Raw genomic sequence first — 13,294 nt, 5'->3', positions numbered from 1 at the left:
CGCGCAAGCGGCCTGAATTGAGCATAATCTTGCTGGAATGAGCAGGCGGATCGTGCTGGTGATCGCCGGACTGGCACTGGCCGGTCTCGGAATCCAGCACGCCGTCGCGGTCTTTCCGCACCAGCCCGTTGCCGTCGGCACCAGCGCGATCGTGCGGCTGGACGGCGCCGCGCTGACCCTGTTCGCCTCGCGCCCAGGCACACCGGTTGACGCTTGCGTGATCACCGACCGCGAGGGGCGCGCCGTCACGCTGGTGCCGCGGACGGGTGAGCGGATCGGGTCCTGGTACGCCGTCGCCCGGCCCGCGTCCCCCGCGCCCGCCGGCGACTACACCGTGCGCTGTGCGGAAAGCCCGGACGGTACGACGTACGCCGTCGGCCGGTACGAGTCGATCCTCGGCTTCGTGCTGGCGTTGTTCGCCGTGGTCGCCGTACTGGTGATCGCCTTGTTGCTGGCCGGGCGGTGGCGGCACCGCGAGGGCACCGCCACCGTCACTCGTTAACGCACTGTTACTCGGCTAACGCGCTGTCAGTAGGTCAGCGTGCCGGCCGGGCCAGCTGGCAGCCGGACTTCGCTAGGTCGAGCTTGCGGTTGGTCAGGCAGGTGTAAATCCACCAGGTCTGCTGGCCATAAGCGGCCCCCTGGTCGACGGTGATGTTGCCGGCCGCGTCCACCTCGCACGGGTTGTTCACGGTGCAGCGCTGGCCATCCTCGTTACCGGTATTGTTCACGCCGATGACCTCGCCGTTGCTGGTGCTCACGATCGGCGAACCAGAGGTGCCACCGATCGTCTCGCAGCCGGGCTGGCGGTACTTGATCGAGCTGGACCAGCGCCAGTTGCCCTCACGCAGCTGGTAGATCGTGCTCTGCACAGAGCAGGTGTAGATCCGCTTCCAGTAGCCGGAAACGACCGCCATACCCGCGCCGGCGGCCGGGGCCTGGCGGGCCAGCGTGAGCGGTGCGACGCCGAGCCGGGACTGGATCGAGGCGTAGGACTCGTTCACCTCGTAGACCAGCATGTCGGTCTTGGTCATCGTGCCGTAGACGATGCGGGAGGCCCGGACCGTGCCCGCGTTGGACGAGTTCGGCCGGAGCAGGGTGATCGACCGGCTCGACGCGCGGTTGACTAGGACCACGCCCGGGTTGAGGAAACCTCCTTCGTAGCAGTGGCCGTTGGTCAGCACCAGCGCCTTGTCGGCCGGCTGGGAGTCGCTGTACCGCACGAGCGAGGCCGAGCAGTTGCTCAGCGCCGCGATGCCCGCGAAATCGGCACCGGGGGCGGCGGCCTTCGCGGCGGGGTCGGTCACGACGGCGGCGTTCGCCGGGGTGATACCGACCAGGCAGGCACCGAGGGTGACGATGCCTACAGTGAGTGTTCGCAACAACTTCATGGGCGGGTTCCTGTCCTCACGTTGGGAACTTCTGATGTGCGAAGGGCTTACATGGCGGTGCAAGCAGGGTGTGTTGGCCCTGTTACCCTTCGTCTCCGGAAACAGGAGATCCGAACCATCACAGCTTCGTCAACGTCGAACATGGTGTCCGGTTCACCACCGGCCGGTGGCGGCGCGCCTGTCCCAGGCGACCGTCGTACCGTGGCAATACTGATCGTCGTCATGACGACGGGACGAACGGAAGGACGTCATGCCGCAGGAACCTGACCTGCGCAACCTCAGTGAGCCGACCCGCTTCAAGCGGGCGCTGACGCTGCTGCTGATGACCCTGGTGGTACCCGGATCGGCCCAGATCGCCGCTGGTAACAAGCGCGTCGGCCGGTTCGTCTGGCGGTTGCTCGCCAGTTTGCTCGCGATCGTCGTGCTGATCGCGTTGCTGGCCCTGATCTGGCGTGGACCGACGATCAACTTCATCGTGCAGCCCTGGTTCCTCCGGGGTATCCAGGTCTTGCTGGTGTTGCTCGCGATCGGCTGGGCGGTGCTGTTCGTCGACGCGTATCGACTCGGCAAGCCGCTGCTGCTCGAGCGAAACCACCGATTGACCGCGAGTATCACCGACGCCGTGCTGGCGCTCGGGGTGGTGTTCGCGCTGATCTGGGCGAGCACGCTCGTCTCGGCGCAGGCCGATTTCGTCGCCAGTGTGTTCGGCGGGCATGCGAAATCCAAGGCCGACAAGGGCCGCTACAACGTGCTGCTGATGGGCGGCGACTCCGGTAAGAACCGGACCGGCCTACGCCCCGACAGCATGACGCTGGCCAGTATCGACGCCGAAACCGGCCGGACGGTGCTGATCGGGCTGCCGCGCAACATGGCCAAGGTGCCGTTCCCCGAGGGCACGGCGATGCATGACAAGTTCCCGAACGGCTTCCAGTGGGAGGACTGTGCGGCGAACTGCTTCCTGAACGGGGTCTACACCTATGCCACCCAGCACAAGGACCTGTTCCCCGGTGTGGCGGACCCGGGCGCGCTGGCGACGCGGCAGGCGGTCGAGGGCATCACGGGCCTGAAGGTCAACTACTTCGTGATGATCGACATCGCCAGCTTCGTGAACCTGATCAACGCGGTCGGTGGCATCAACCTCGATGTCGGGAAAAAAGTCCCGATCGGTGGCGTCGGCAGCCCCATCTACGGTTACATCACTCCGGGGAAGAACAAGCACCTCGACGGGTACCACGCGATGTGGTTCGCGCGGTCCCGCGCGGGTGCGACCGACTACGAGCGGATGACCCGGCAGAAATGCGTGATGACCGCGATGCTGAACCAGCTGGAACCGCGCACGGTGCTGACCAAGTTCCAGGGCATCGCCGCGGCCAGCAAGCAGGTGGTGAAAACCGACATCCCGTCCAGCCATCTCGGCACCTTCGTCGATCTCGCGCTGGACTCGAAGAAGCTCAAGGTGTCAAGCTTCTCGCCGGTACCACCCCTGATCAAAACCGGTAACCCTGATTTCCCGTTGATCCGCACCAAGGTCGCCCAGGCCATCGCCCGCTCGGAGGCGCTGGACCAGGCAGCCGAAGATGGTGAGGACAAGAAGACCACTACACCACCGAAGACGACGGCCAAACCGAGCAAGAAGCCGACGAGCACTCCCTCCAAATCCACCTCCGACGTCGACGACGTCGCATCTATCTGTACGGCGGCCTGAATTATGTCCTTGTCCCACTGGCCACCGGTATCCGTCGTGATGCCGGTACTGAACGAGGAACGACACCTCTCCGAGGCGGTCGGTCGTGTTCTCGAACAGTCCTACCCCGGCGAGCTGGAGGTGGTGCTGTCGATCGGTCCGAGCAAGGACCGCACGATGGCCATCGCCGAAGGCATCGCGGCCACGGACAAGCGGATCCGCATCGTGCCGAACCCGTCCGGCAAGACGCCGGCCGGGCTCAACGTCGGGATCGCGAACGCGAGCCACGACATCATCGTCCGGGTCGACGGCCACGGCGTGCTGACGCAGGGTTACATCAGACGCGCGGTCGAGCTGCTGGAGGAGTCCGGCGCGGACAACGTGGGCGGTGTGATGGCCGCTGAGGGCCGTTCGGCGTTCGAGATGGCCGTGGCCTGCGCCTACCGCTCGCGCCTCGGTCTAGGGGCCTCCACGTTCCACCAGGGCGGCAAGCCGGGGCCGGCCGACACGGTCTACCTCGGTGTCTTCCGGCGTACGGCGCTGGAGCGGGTCGGCGGGTTCGACGAGACCATGCACCGGGCGCAGGACTGGGAGCTGAACTACCGCATTCGCAAGACCGGCGGGCTGATCTGGTTCAGCCCGGACCTGTCGGTGACGTATCGCCCGCGCTCGTCGCTGACGGCCGTGGCCAAGCAGTTCTACATGACCGGTCAGTGGCGTCGTGAGGTCATCCGCCGCCACCCGGAGACCGCCAGCAAGCGCTACCTGGCGCCGCCGGTGGCCGTGACGCTGCTGGTGCTCGGGACGATCCTGGGCATCGTCGGCCTGGCCACCGGGGTCAGCTGGCTGGTGCTGGGGTTCCTGGCGCCGCTGTTCTACGGGCTCGGCCTGATCGCCGGGTCCATGGTGGAAGGCCGCTACCTGCCCTGGAAGGCCCTGTTCTGGCTTCCGCTGGTCTGCGCGACGATGCACGTCACCTGGGGTGCCGGCTTCATCGTCGGCCTCAAGGAGCGCCCTGCCGGGCCTGCCCTGGCCGCCACTGCTTGAGTTTTACGTGAAGAACCCCGCCACTCCGGTTCTGGAGTGGCGGGGTTCTTCGTTTGCTCTCAGCGCTTGGTGGTGGTCTCCGCCAGGTAGGCGTCGACGACCTCCTGGGCATCGCCGTCCATCTTGATGATGCCCTTGTCGAGCCAGATGGCCCGGTTACACGTGTCGATCACGGTCTCCAGGCTGTGGCTGACCAGGAACACCGTGCCGGCCTCGTCGCGCAGATCCTTGATCTTCTGCTCGGACTTGACCCGGAAGTTCGCGTCACCGGTTGCCAGCGCTTCGTCCACCAGCAGGATGTCGTGGGTCTTGGCCGACGCGATCGCGAACCGCAACCGCGCGCCCATACCCGACGAGTACGTCCGCATCGGCAGATCGATGAACTCACCGATATCCGCGAAGTCCACGATCTCGTCGTACTTCTTCTCGATCTCCTCCGGGCTCATACCCATCGCGAGACAGCCGAGCACGATGTTCCGGTCGCCGCTCAGGTCGTTCATCATCGCGGCGTTGACGCCCAGCAGCGACGGCTGGCCGTTGGTGTAGACCGAGCCGCTCGCGGGCGGCAGCAGGCCGGCCACCGCACGCAGCAGCGTCGACTTGCCCGAGCCGTTGCGGCCGATCAGACCGATCGCGTCACCCTTGTACGCGGTGAACGTGACGCCCTTGACCGCGTGCACCTCACGCACGGTCGGACGCTGCTGGCGCTTGATCAGCCGGGACAACGCGGTCGCCGCGGTGCCCTTGCTACCACCCGCCATCACCTTGTAGATGATGTGCACGTTGTCCGCGATCACCGTCGGGACCTTTTGTGCCGCTGGAGCAGTCACCGGGCTCGGGACTGCGGCTTCAGCCACGTCCATACCTCTCCTCCGCACGCCAGAAGTAGATGAAGCCCCCGACGAGGGCAAGGACGGTCCAGCCGCTGGCGATCCACCAGGCGTTGGGCAACTGGTGTGGTTCGTGGTTCGCCAGGATCGCTTGCCGCATGATGTCGATGTACGCCGCGATCGGGTTGAACGCGAGCACCTGGATGACCCAGCCCGGGGCGTCCGCTTCGCGCAGCTTGTCCGGGATGGAGAAGAAGACGCCGGACGCGTACAGCCAGGTGCGGGTGATGAACGGCAGCAACTGGTTCAGGTCGCCCATGAACGCGCCCATCCGGGCGAACGTCAGGGTCATGCCGATGTTGAACCCGGTCTGCAGGATGAGTGCCGGGATGATCAGCAGCCAGCTCACGGCGAAACCGTCGGTGAACGCCACGATCACCAGCAGGATGCCCATCGAGAGGAACATCTGGGTCAGTTCGTTCAGTACGTAGGCCATCGGAAGCGTGGCCCGCGGGAAGTGCAGCGTGCGAATCAGGGACATATTGCCCGAGATGGACCGGGCACCCTCGATCATCGAGCGCTGGGTGAAGCTGAAGACGAACATGCCGCAGATCAGGAAGGCGGTGTAGTTCTCGATACCGCCCTTGGTGTTCAGCAGCAGGCCGAAGGCAAGGTAGTAGACCGCCGCGTTGAACAACGGCGTGAGCACCTGCCACAGCGAGCCGAGGCGAGCCCCGGCGTACGCCGCGTAGGTGCGGGCACGGGCATAGCTGAGGACGAACTGGCGTCGTCCCCAGAGTTCACGGACGTAGCTGCCGAAAGGTGGGCGCACCGAACTCTTCGACAACCCGAACTGCTCGGCCATTGCCGCGAGTGATGCGGTCCCGACCGACTCGGGGGCGGTTGACATGCGGGCCAATCTACTGGGGTCCGTCAGGACATCTATAACCGGCGCGCTCTTCGCGCGGTTGCGGACCGTATCCAATCGGTTTCAGGACCTCGTCGCAACATGACACGTCCAGCCAACGCCCTGGCCCGCTGTGAGGTTCCCAGTCTGGCCGGTCAGACCTTGAGGGCTATTGCCGCCTGGTGGGCGGTTTTCCGCAGTGTAGGGGTGGGGTTTTCCCCACCTGAATTGGGTGCTCAACCCCATGGGGCTGGGCGATCGGGCGGCCTAACGTCGAGGCATCGGCAGATTCAGCGGGCGGCGGTTCACGGCGTTCGCGGCAGGGAGTTCGAGTGATGAAGACAACTAACGGTGAAGCTGTTCGGCTCATCGACGTCCGTAAGGTTTATGGCACGGCCGGGAATCCGGTGACCGCGCTGGACGGCGTCACGCTGAGCCTGCCTTCGGGCAGTTTCACCGCGGTGATGGGCCCCTCCGGTTCGGGAAGAGCACCTTCCTGCACTGTGCGGCCGGCCTCGATCAACCTACGAGTGGTCGCGTCTATATCGAGGGTGAGCAGCTCACAGGCGGTAGTGAAGCCGCGCTGACGAAGTTCCGGCGGAAACGGATCGGGTTCGTCTTCCAGCAGTTCAACCTGCTGCCCACGCTGACCGTTCTACAGAACGTCACCTTGCCGCTGCGCCTGGCAGGCCGCCGGGTCGACCGTCGCCGCTGCCAGGAGATCCTTGGCCGGATGGGCCTGGCCGACCGGCTGGATCATCGCCCGGCCGAGCTGTCCGGGGGGCAGCAGCAACGCGTCGCGATCGCCCGGGCGCTGGCGACCGAGCCACGGGTGATCTTCGCCGACGAGCCGACCGGTGCGCTGGATTCACGCGCCGCTCGCGAGGTGCTCGAGCTACTGCAGGAGTCGGTCCAGGTCTACGAGCAAACCGTTGTGCTGGTGACCCATGACCCGATCGCCGCGTCGTACGCCGACGCCGTCGTCTTCCTGGCCGACGGCAAGATCGCGGGCCGGCTGGAGTCGCCGACGGCCGAAGCTGTCGCGGAGCGGATGACCCACCTCGGTGATGCCATTCCGGCAGGTGCCGCGTGATCGGCCTGGCCTTGCGTTCGTTGCGATATCGGCTGGGGGCGTTCGCCGCGAGCTTTCTGGCCTTGTTCCTGGGCGCGATCATCCTGATGACGTTCGCGTCGATGCTGGACACGGCGGGCGGTCCCGCGGTGGACGCCGCCGCCGAGGAGACGTTGTTCCTGATGGCGGTCGTGGTCGGCGGTTGGGGGCTGTTGATCGTCGTGTTCGCGGTGACGGCCACGTTGACCTTGTCCGTTCGCCAGCGTGGGCAGGAGATGGCCCTGCTGAAGAGCATCGGCGCCACGCCCGCGCAGATCGGCCGGATGATCGTGGCCGAGTCGGCGGTGGTGGCACTCGTCGCGGCCGCGTTGGCGATTCCGCTAGCGGTGGTTGGGGGTCGCTGGCTGTTGTCGGTGCTGAAGGACACGGGCCAGGTGCCGGCTGAGGTCGTTCCCGCCTTCGGGGGTATGGCGATCGGGATCGGCCTCGGCATCACCTTCACGGCGGCTGTGGTGGCCGCTGTGATCGCCACTCGGCGGGTGACCCGGCTCGGTGCTCGCGAGGCGCTCGCGGCCGTCGCACTCGAGGAGCCGCGCCTCGGCCGGCTCCGGATGATCGCGGGCTGGTTCTTCCTCGCCGCGGGTGCCGCTTGTGGCGCTGTCACGGCGATCACGGGTAAGGGCAAGGGGATCGAGGCGATGGCCACGGGTGGGCAGACGGCGATCCTGCTGTCGATCGGGCTCGCCTTGTTCGCTCCGGTCCTGCTCCGCGTGGTGACGGCCGTGCTGGTCGGGCCGCTGCGAGGTGCGGGCGCGCCGGGCTACCTCACCACGATGAACCTGCGCCGTCGTACTCACCAGATGGCAGGCGCTCTGGTCCCGATCATCCTCTTCACCGGCATGGCCACGGGCACGCTTTACCTGCAGAGCATCGAGAACTCCGCTGCCGCTGCAGCGATCGGCGGTCCCGTTTCGGCGGCCGGGGCGGACATGGCCGCGGAGGCGGACGCGATCGAGACCCTGAACTTCGTGGTCGTCGGCATGATCGCGCTGTTCGCCGCCATCATGCTCGTCAACACGTTGATCGCGGCAACCATTTTCCGGCGGCAGGAGTTCGGCCGCCAGCGCTTGGTCGGCTCAACCCCGGGCCAAGTCCTCCGGATGGTCGGCTACGAAGGCATCGCGTTGGCCCTGACCGGCGTGCTCGCGGGCTCGGCGGCGGCCATCGCCGGCATCATCCCGTTCAGCATCGCCCGCACCGGCACCGTCATCCCCGACCAAGGCACGGCCATCTACCTAGCCGTCATCACCACCGCCACCGCCCTAACCCTCGCCGCCAGCCTCACCACCGCCCACCGAACCCTGCAAACCCCCGCCACCCAAGCCGCCGCCTAACCATCGGCAACGGCCATGACTGGATGGCCGGGTGACCCGCAACGCCGGGCTCACCCGGCCTTGCGGTCCTCGCTGATCAGACGCTCGATTCGTTCCAGCCGATCGATGATCTCGCTCGGCTGAGTCTGGTCGGAGGAGAACCAGGCGGTGAGGATGTCCCGCATCAGGGCGGTGTGCCGGATGTGCTGTTCGCCGGCCTTCGCCCTGATCGCGTCCATCAGCGGTTTCGGCAGCCGCAGGGAGGTGGTGACCATGGGCGGCTCGACCCAGACGCCGTCGCGGTCCATCTCCTCGGCGGTATCGGTCTCTCCGTAGTAGGTCGCCAGCTCTTCGAGCTCGGCCTCAGATCGAGGCAGTCGTTCCCTCTTCGTCATTTCAGTGCGCCTCCCGCTGGAAGGTCTTTTTCTCGGCTTTGGTCATCTCGCGTGCGGTCACGACGAACGCGACTCCAGGGCTGTCCTCCACCGTGACCACGAGGAGGTGTCTGCCCGTGTAGGTCGTTCCGTAACACAGCAAGGAATCGTTCTTGCCTAGCCGCTGGTAATACGGCCGCTCCAGGATGGCTTCGCGAACCTCGGCCATCGTTACCCCGTGGCGTGCGATGTGCTCCGAGGACCACAGGCTTTCCTTGATCTCGCGGAACACCAGGCCAGTGTATTGCGATCGCAATGCGCGAGCAAGGCTACCGGTGGTCGGAGCCCTCGGTTATGCGGGTGTGGGTGTGAGTGTCGAAGGCGTGGACTTGGGTGGTTAGGGCGGGGAGGGGGAGGGATAGGGATTCGAGGATGGTTTGGCGGCCGGGGCGGGTTTGAGGGGCGAAGGTGGCGAACTCGACGAATTCGGTGAGGTTGAAGCCGAGGTCGGCCGGGCGGACGGGGAGGCCGTGGCGGTGCAGGCAGTCGACGGTGGCGTGGAAGGCGCGTTCGTCGCCGCGCAACCACCAGGCGAAGGCGGCGCCGAGGCCGACCTGTTCGCCATGGTGGGCGCGGCGCGACGGCATCATCAGGTCGATCGCGTGCGAGATCTCGTGGCAGGCGCCGGACGACGGGCGCGAGGTGCCCGCCACGACCATGGCCTGGCCGGAAAGCACCAGCGCCTCGGTCAGCGTGACCAGGAAGTCGTCGTCGGCGATCGTGCCCGGGTGGTTCATCACGGCCTGGGCGGAGGTCCGCGCCAGCGATACCGCGAGGCCGTCGATCTCCTCGCCGTGCTGCTGGTGCGCCGCTTCCCAGTCCGCGATCGCGGACAGGTTCGAGACGATCTCGCCGATGCCCGAGCGGATCGACCGGGGCGGCGCCTGCGCGATCAGGTCCAGATCGACCAGTACGGCGATCGGCGCGGGCACGCCGTACGAGCCACGCCCGGCGTCGTTGTCGAGAGTGCTGATCGGCGACGCGATGCCGTCGTGGGCGAGGTTGGTGGCGACGGCGACCATCGGCAAACCGAGGCGGGCCGCGGCGAACTTGGTCACGTCCAGCACGGTGCCACCGCCGATGCCGACGATCGCGTCGTACCGGCGCAGGCGGACCTGCTCGACCAGGCGTACGGCGGTGTTGATCGTGCCGCCCTCGACCGTGAACCAGTCGGCGGCCGCAAGACCGTGCCCGTCGAGCGCGTCGGCGAACAGCTTGCGCACGGTCGGGCCGTACGTCGCGCCGACCGCGATCGCCACCCGGCCACCGGGCGAGATGCGCTGGTCGGCGAGGATCGCGCCCAGCTCGGCGAGGGCCCCGCGCCGTACGTCGACGACGAGTGGCGCGGGGATCATCCGGGCTAGGAGGGGCATACGATCTCTCGCGCGCGGGCCAGGTCGTCGTGGTTGTCAATCTCCACCCAGTCGACCTTGCCGATCGGTGCCACGTCGATGCGCAGGCCACGATCGGCCAGCTCCTGGTAGCCGTCCTCGTAGTAGAGGTTCGGGTCGCGCTCCCAGGTGGTGCGCAGGGCGTCCGCGAGGTCCGCGCCGGCACCGGGCTCGATCAGGGTGATGCCGATGTACTCGCCGGTCGCCGTGGCGGGGTCCATCAGCTTGGTGATCCGCTCGACGCCCTTGGCCTCGGACCAGATCACCTTCATCTCCTCGTCGGCGAGCGCCTTCTCGGTGTCCAGGGCGAGGATGATCCGGCCCTGGCCGCGAGCCGAGAGCAGGGTTTCCTCGACCGAGACCGGGTGCACGGTGTCGCCGTTCGCCAGGATCACGCCCTGGTCGAGCAGGTCACGCGCACACCACAGAGAGTAAGCGTTGTTCCATTCTTCGGCTTTGTCGTTGTGCACCAATTCGAGCCGTACGCCGTACTTGGCCTCGAGGTCCTGCTGCCGATCGGCGATGGCCTGCGCGGCGTAGCCGACGACGATCGCGACGTCGGTGAGGCCGATCTCGGCGAAGTTGGCCAGCGTCAGGTCGAGCACGCTGGTCTCGGGATCGATCGGGACCAGCGCCTTGGGCAGGGTGTCGGTGTAGGGGCGAAGGCGGCGCCCGGCACCGGCGGCAAGTACGAGACCGATCATGGCGAGCCATGGTACGGGTGAAAGACTGCCCTCATGACATGGCTTGTGACGGGTGGTGCCGGGTACATCGGGGCGCATGTGGTGCGCGCCTTCCGCGACAACGGGATCGACGTGGTGGTGATCGACGACCTCTCGAGCGGCCACGCGGACTTCGTGCCCGAGGGTGTTCCGTTCATCGAGGCGAACCTCCTCGACGCCGAGGCCGTACGGCGCGCGCTGACGGGTGTGACCGGTGTGGTGCACCTGGCCGGGTACAAGTACGCGGGCGTCTCGGTCGAGCGTCCGCTGCACACGTATACACAGAACGTGACGGCCATGGTCACGCTGTTGAGCGAAATGGCCGCGCAGGACATCCACAACATCGTCTTCTCGTCGAGCGCCGGCGTCTACGGCACGCCCGCCGTCGAGCTGGTCACCGAGGACACCGCCACCGGGCCGCAATCGCCGTACGGCGAGACCAAGCTCGTCGGCGAGTGGTTGCTGGCGGACCAGGCCAAGGCCGTCGAGCTGAACCACACCTCGCTCAGGTACTTCAACGTGGTCGGCTCGGCTGACCCGAAGGTGTACGACGCAAGCCCGTACAACCTCTTCCCGATCGTCTGCAATCTCCTGAGCAAGGGTGAGACGCCCAGCATCTACGGGACGGACCACCCGACTCCGGACGGCACCTCGGTCAAGGACTACGTGCACGTAGGGGACCTGGCTGACGCCCACGTGGCGGCCGCCCGGGCGCTGGAGTCCGGCAAGACGCTGGAGCCGGCGTACAACCTCGGAAGCGGTAGTGGCACCTCCGTGCGCCAGATCATGGATGCGGCTCGCCGGGTGACCGGGATCGACTTCACGCCCGGAGAGACTCCTCGCCGTCCGGGTGATCCGTCACGTGTAGTGGCGTCCGGTGAGCTTGCGGCCCGCGACCTCGGCTGGAAGAACACCCACACAGTCGACGACATGTTCCGCTCCGCCTGGGAAGCCTGGCCCAAGGGGTAGTCAGCCGGCCGGGCCGGAGGGGCTTAGGTCCAAGAGGGTGGGACCTAGGAGGGCGCCGCCTTCGACCGGGAGGGTCAGGCCGGTGATCCAGGAGGCGTCGGCGGAGCCCAGGAAGGCTACGGCGGCGGCGATGTCCTCGGGTTCGCCCACGCGGCCGAGCGGGTACATCGCCTTGAACTTCTCCAGGGTTCCCGGCTGGTTGTCCCAGTTGGGAGTCCGGATGGTGCCTGGGGCAACGACGTTGAACCGGACCCCGCTGCTGCCGTACCGGGACGCGAAGTTCTGCGTCATGCTCTGCTGACCGGCCTTGGCCGCGGAGTACTCGACGTTGCCGAAGGCCCCTAACGCGTTGACCGAGCTGATCGTCACCACGTTGCCCCGGACGGCCAGCAGATGCGGTAGCGCCGCCTGGATGCATTGAGCCGCGCTGATCAGCGTGACGTCGAGCTGGCGGTGCCACTCGTCAACGGTCGTTCGCTCCGGCCGCGAAGTGACCACGCAACCACCGGCGTTGTTCACCAGCAGGTCGAGCCTGCCGAAGCGTTCGATCGCCGCCGCCACGGCCTCGTCGATGTCGTCCCGCGAAGTCACGTCGACCCGGATCGCCAACGCCTGTTCGCCGATCTCCGAAGCGACGGCCTCGGCCCGGTCGCCGTCGAGATCGGTGATCACGACGGAACCACCTTCGGCCGCGATGCGCTCGGCGACGGCCTTGCCGATTCCTTGACCGGCCGCCGTCACCAGGGCGACCCGTTCGTCGTACCGGCGCATCAGTTGATCACCTCGTCGACCTTCTCGTCCGCGACGCGTTGATCCAGTTTGGCCGGATCGAGGTTGCGGCAGAGCACGATCGAGCCGCCGCCCGCGATCACGCCGACCAGCAGGTCGAGGCCGTCGGGCGCGATGAGGTCCTTCGTGGTCAAGACGCGACGCGGGACAGTACTCGCAGTGGAGATCACGTCCGCGTGGGTGCGTTCGTCGTACGCCGCGGAGTCCTCCGTCGGCGGGTCCATCGGGAAGAAGCCGTCCGGGTGGTTGTACACCTCGGCGCCGTAGTCCTGAACGCCGTCCGGCACGGGCTCGCGGAAGCGTCCGCCCAGCGGCAGCAACGCGCTGGCGACGGTTTCGCGTTTGCCGCGGACGGAGAAGTCCGGCCCGGTGATCGCGAGATCGCCTTGACCGGTGGTCAGCGAGGCGCCCGTAGACCAGGTCGCCAGCGCCCACACCACGCCCAGCCAGTGCGGCGGCAGACCGCTGGCGACGGTTTCGCCCGGCTCGAGCTCGTACTCGTCGACGAGCAGGTTCGCCGTCTTGGCCACCCAGTTCGCGGTGGTGAGATAGCTCAGCTCGATCCGCTCGCCGGAGGTGTCGTCGTAGTAGGTGAGGAAGGGGCTCGCGCCGTCGCGTCGTACGGCGGCACTGAACAAATCGGGAAGCGTCCGGGCCATACGAGCACCCTACGACGCGGCCTGTA

General features: G+C 67.0%; 14 protein-coding genes and 1 pseudogene. 6 read left to right on the top strand and 9 right to left on the bottom strand.

Annotation, left to right across the window (positions count from 1 at the left end; genetic code table 11):
- The first annotated feature begins 37 nt into the window (after positions 1-37).
- On the top strand, positions 38-502 hold the full coding sequence (locus OG394_RS18080; protein ID WP_328996556.1) for a hypothetical protein: 465 nt from the start codon (positions 38-40) through the stop codon (positions 500-502).
- A 34-nt stretch (positions 503-536) separates the two neighbouring features.
- Here OG394_RS18080 and OG394_RS18075 read toward each other — a convergent pair whose 3' ends face one another.
- Entirely contained in the window at positions 537-1,391 is an 855-nt protein-coding gene (locus tag OG394_RS18075; protein ID WP_328996555.1) for a S1 family peptidase, read from the bottom strand.
- A 250-nt stretch (positions 1,392-1,641) separates the two neighbouring features.
- On the opposite strand from OG394_RS18075, the gene OG394_RS18070 reads away from it, so the two are divergent.
- Entirely contained in the window at positions 1,642-3,096 is a 1,455-nt protein-coding gene (locus OG394_RS18070; protein ID WP_328996554.1) for an LCP family protein, read from the top strand.
- A 3-nt stretch (positions 3,097-3,099) separates the two neighbouring features.
- Positions 3,100-4,122, top strand: coding sequence for a glycosyltransferase family 2 protein (locus tag OG394_RS18065; protein WP_328996553.1), 1,023 nt, complete (start codon positions 3,100-3,102; stop codon positions 4,120-4,122).
- A gap of 59 nt (positions 4,123-4,181) precedes the next feature.
- On the opposite strand, the gene OG394_RS18060 is transcribed toward OG394_RS18065, so the two are convergent.
- On the bottom strand, positions 4,182-4,985 hold the full coding sequence (locus OG394_RS18060; RefSeq protein ID WP_328996552.1) for an ABC transporter ATP-binding protein: 804 nt from the start codon (positions 4,983-4,985) through the stop codon (positions 4,182-4,184).
- Complete coding sequence (locus OG394_RS18055; RefSeq protein WP_328996551.1) at positions 4,972-5,862, bottom strand: ABC transporter permease; 891 nt, start codon at positions 5,860-5,862, stop codon at positions 4,972-4,974. Before OG394_RS18055 ends, OG394_RS18060 begins: the two co-directional genes overlap by 14 nt.
- Positions 5,863-6,194: 332 nt before the next feature.
- Between OG394_RS18055 and OG394_RS18050 the strand changes: the two are divergent.
- Positions 6,195-6,952, top strand: a pseudogene (locus tag OG394_RS18050) (ABC transporter ATP-binding protein).
- Complete coding sequence (locus OG394_RS18045; protein ID WP_328996550.1) at positions 6,949-8,325, top strand: FtsX-like permease family protein; 1,377 nt, start codon at positions 6,949-6,951, stop codon at positions 8,323-8,325. The pseudogene OG394_RS18050 and the gene OG394_RS18045 overlap by 4 nt, the downstream one beginning before the upstream one ends.
- Before the next feature lie 50 nt (positions 8,326-8,375).
- On the opposite strand, the gene OG394_RS18040 is transcribed toward OG394_RS18045, so the two are convergent.
- Genes OG394_RS18040 through OG394_RS18025 form a run of 4 tightly spaced genes read right to left on the bottom strand, consistent with a single transcriptional unit; the run spans position 8,376 to position 10,833 of the window.
- Positions 8,376-8,699: a hypothetical protein gene (locus OG394_RS18040; protein ID WP_328996549.1), complete on the bottom strand. Its 324-nt coding sequence runs from the start codon at positions 8,697-8,699 to the stop codon at positions 8,376-8,378.
- Between the two features lies 1 nt (position 8,700).
- On the bottom strand, positions 8,701-8,970 hold the full coding sequence (locus OG394_RS18035) for a hypothetical protein (protein ID WP_328996548.1): 270 nt from the start codon (positions 8,968-8,970) through the stop codon (positions 8,701-8,703).
- 37 nt (positions 8,971-9,007) lie between these two features.
- Positions 9,008-10,111, bottom strand: a complete 1,104-nt coding sequence (locus OG394_RS18030) for an iron-containing alcohol dehydrogenase family protein (RefSeq protein ID WP_328996547.1) — start codon at positions 10,109-10,111, stop codon at positions 9,008-9,010.
- Positions 10,099-10,833, bottom strand: a complete 735-nt coding sequence (locus tag OG394_RS18025; RefSeq protein WP_328996546.1) for a phosphocholine cytidylyltransferase family protein — start codon at positions 10,831-10,833, stop codon at positions 10,099-10,101. Before OG394_RS18025 ends, OG394_RS18030 begins: the two co-directional genes overlap by 13 nt.
- Positions 10,834-10,866: 33 nt before the next feature.
- Between OG394_RS18025 and galE the strand changes: the two genes are divergently transcribed.
- Positions 10,867-11,820 carry a UDP-glucose 4-epimerase GalE gene (gene galE, locus OG394_RS18020; protein WP_328996545.1) on the top strand — a complete coding sequence of 318 codons (954 nt, stop codon included), beginning with the start codon at positions 10,867-10,869 and terminating at the stop codon, positions 11,818-11,820.
- Here galE and OG394_RS18015 read toward each other — a convergent pair whose 3' ends face one another.
- Together OG394_RS18015 and OG394_RS18010 are read right to left on the bottom strand one after the other, a co-directional pair.
- Positions 11,821-12,591 carry an SDR family NAD(P)-dependent oxidoreductase gene (locus tag OG394_RS18015; RefSeq protein WP_328996544.1) on the bottom strand — a complete coding sequence of 257 codons (771 nt, stop codon included), beginning with the start codon at positions 12,589-12,591 and terminating at the stop codon, positions 11,821-11,823. It lies immediately after the preceding gene.
- Positions 12,591-13,268 (bottom strand): TIGR03089 family protein, encoded by a 678-nt coding sequence (locus OG394_RS18010; protein WP_328996543.1) that lies wholly within the window; start codon positions 13,266-13,268, stop codon positions 12,591-12,593. Before OG394_RS18010 ends, OG394_RS18015 begins: the two co-directional genes overlap by 1 nt.
- Between the last annotated feature and the right edge of the window lie 26 nt (positions 13,269-13,294).

This window comes from Kribbella sp. NBC_01245 (assembly GCF_036226525.1).
GTDB lineage: Bacteria > Actinomycetota > Actinomycetes > Propionibacteriales > Kribbellaceae > Kribbella.
Note: the sequence above shows the minus strand (reverse complement) of the source record. Positions and strands in the feature narration are given on the sequence as shown.

What these genes read in the sequence shown, in the direction of transcription:
- OG394_RS18075 (WP_328996555.1), bottom strand. Translation starts at nt 1,391, where the DNA reads ATGAAGTTGTTGCGAACACTCACTGTAGGCATCGTCACCCTCGGTGCC.
- OG394_RS18015 (WP_328996544.1), bottom strand. Translation starts at nt 12,591, where the DNA reads ATGCGCCGGTACGACGAACGGGTCGCCCTGGTGACGGCGGCCGGTCAA.
- OG394_RS18080 (WP_328996556.1), top strand. Translation starts at nt 38, where the DNA reads ATGAGCAGGCGGATCGTGCTGGTGATCGCCGGACTGGCACTGGCCGGT.
- OG394_RS18065 (WP_328996553.1), top strand. Translation starts at nt 3,100, where the DNA reads ATGTCCTTGTCCCACTGGCCACCGGTATCCGTCGTGATGCCGGTACTG.
- OG394_RS18025 (WP_328996546.1), bottom strand. Translation starts at nt 10,833, where the DNA reads ATGATCGGTCTCGTACTTGCCGCCGGTGCCGGGCGCCGCCTTCGCCCC.
- OG394_RS18060 (WP_328996552.1), bottom strand. Translation starts at nt 4,985, where the DNA reads ATGGACGTGGCTGAAGCCGCAGTCCCGAGCCCGGTGACTGCTCCAGCG.
- galE (WP_328996545.1), top strand. Translation starts at nt 10,867, where the DNA reads ATGACATGGCTTGTGACGGGTGGTGCCGGGTACATCGGGGCGCATGTG.
- OG394_RS18040 (WP_328996549.1), bottom strand. Translation starts at nt 8,699, where the DNA reads ATGACGAAGAGGGAACGACTGCCTCGATCTGAGGCCGAGCTCGAAGAG.
- OG394_RS18010 (WP_328996543.1), bottom strand. Translation starts at nt 13,268, where the DNA reads ATGGCCCGGACGCTTCCCGATTTGTTCAGTGCCGCCGTACGACGCGAC.
- OG394_RS18070 (WP_328996554.1), top strand. Translation starts at nt 1,642, where the DNA reads ATGCCGCAGGAACCTGACCTGCGCAACCTCAGTGAGCCGACCCGCTTC.
- OG394_RS18030 (WP_328996547.1), bottom strand. Translation starts at nt 10,111, where the DNA reads ATGCCCCTCCTAGCCCGGATGATCCCCGCGCCACTCGTCGTCGACGTA.
- OG394_RS18055 (WP_328996551.1), bottom strand. Translation starts at nt 5,862, where the DNA reads ATGTCAACCGCCCCCGAGTCGGTCGGGACCGCATCACTCGCGGCAATG.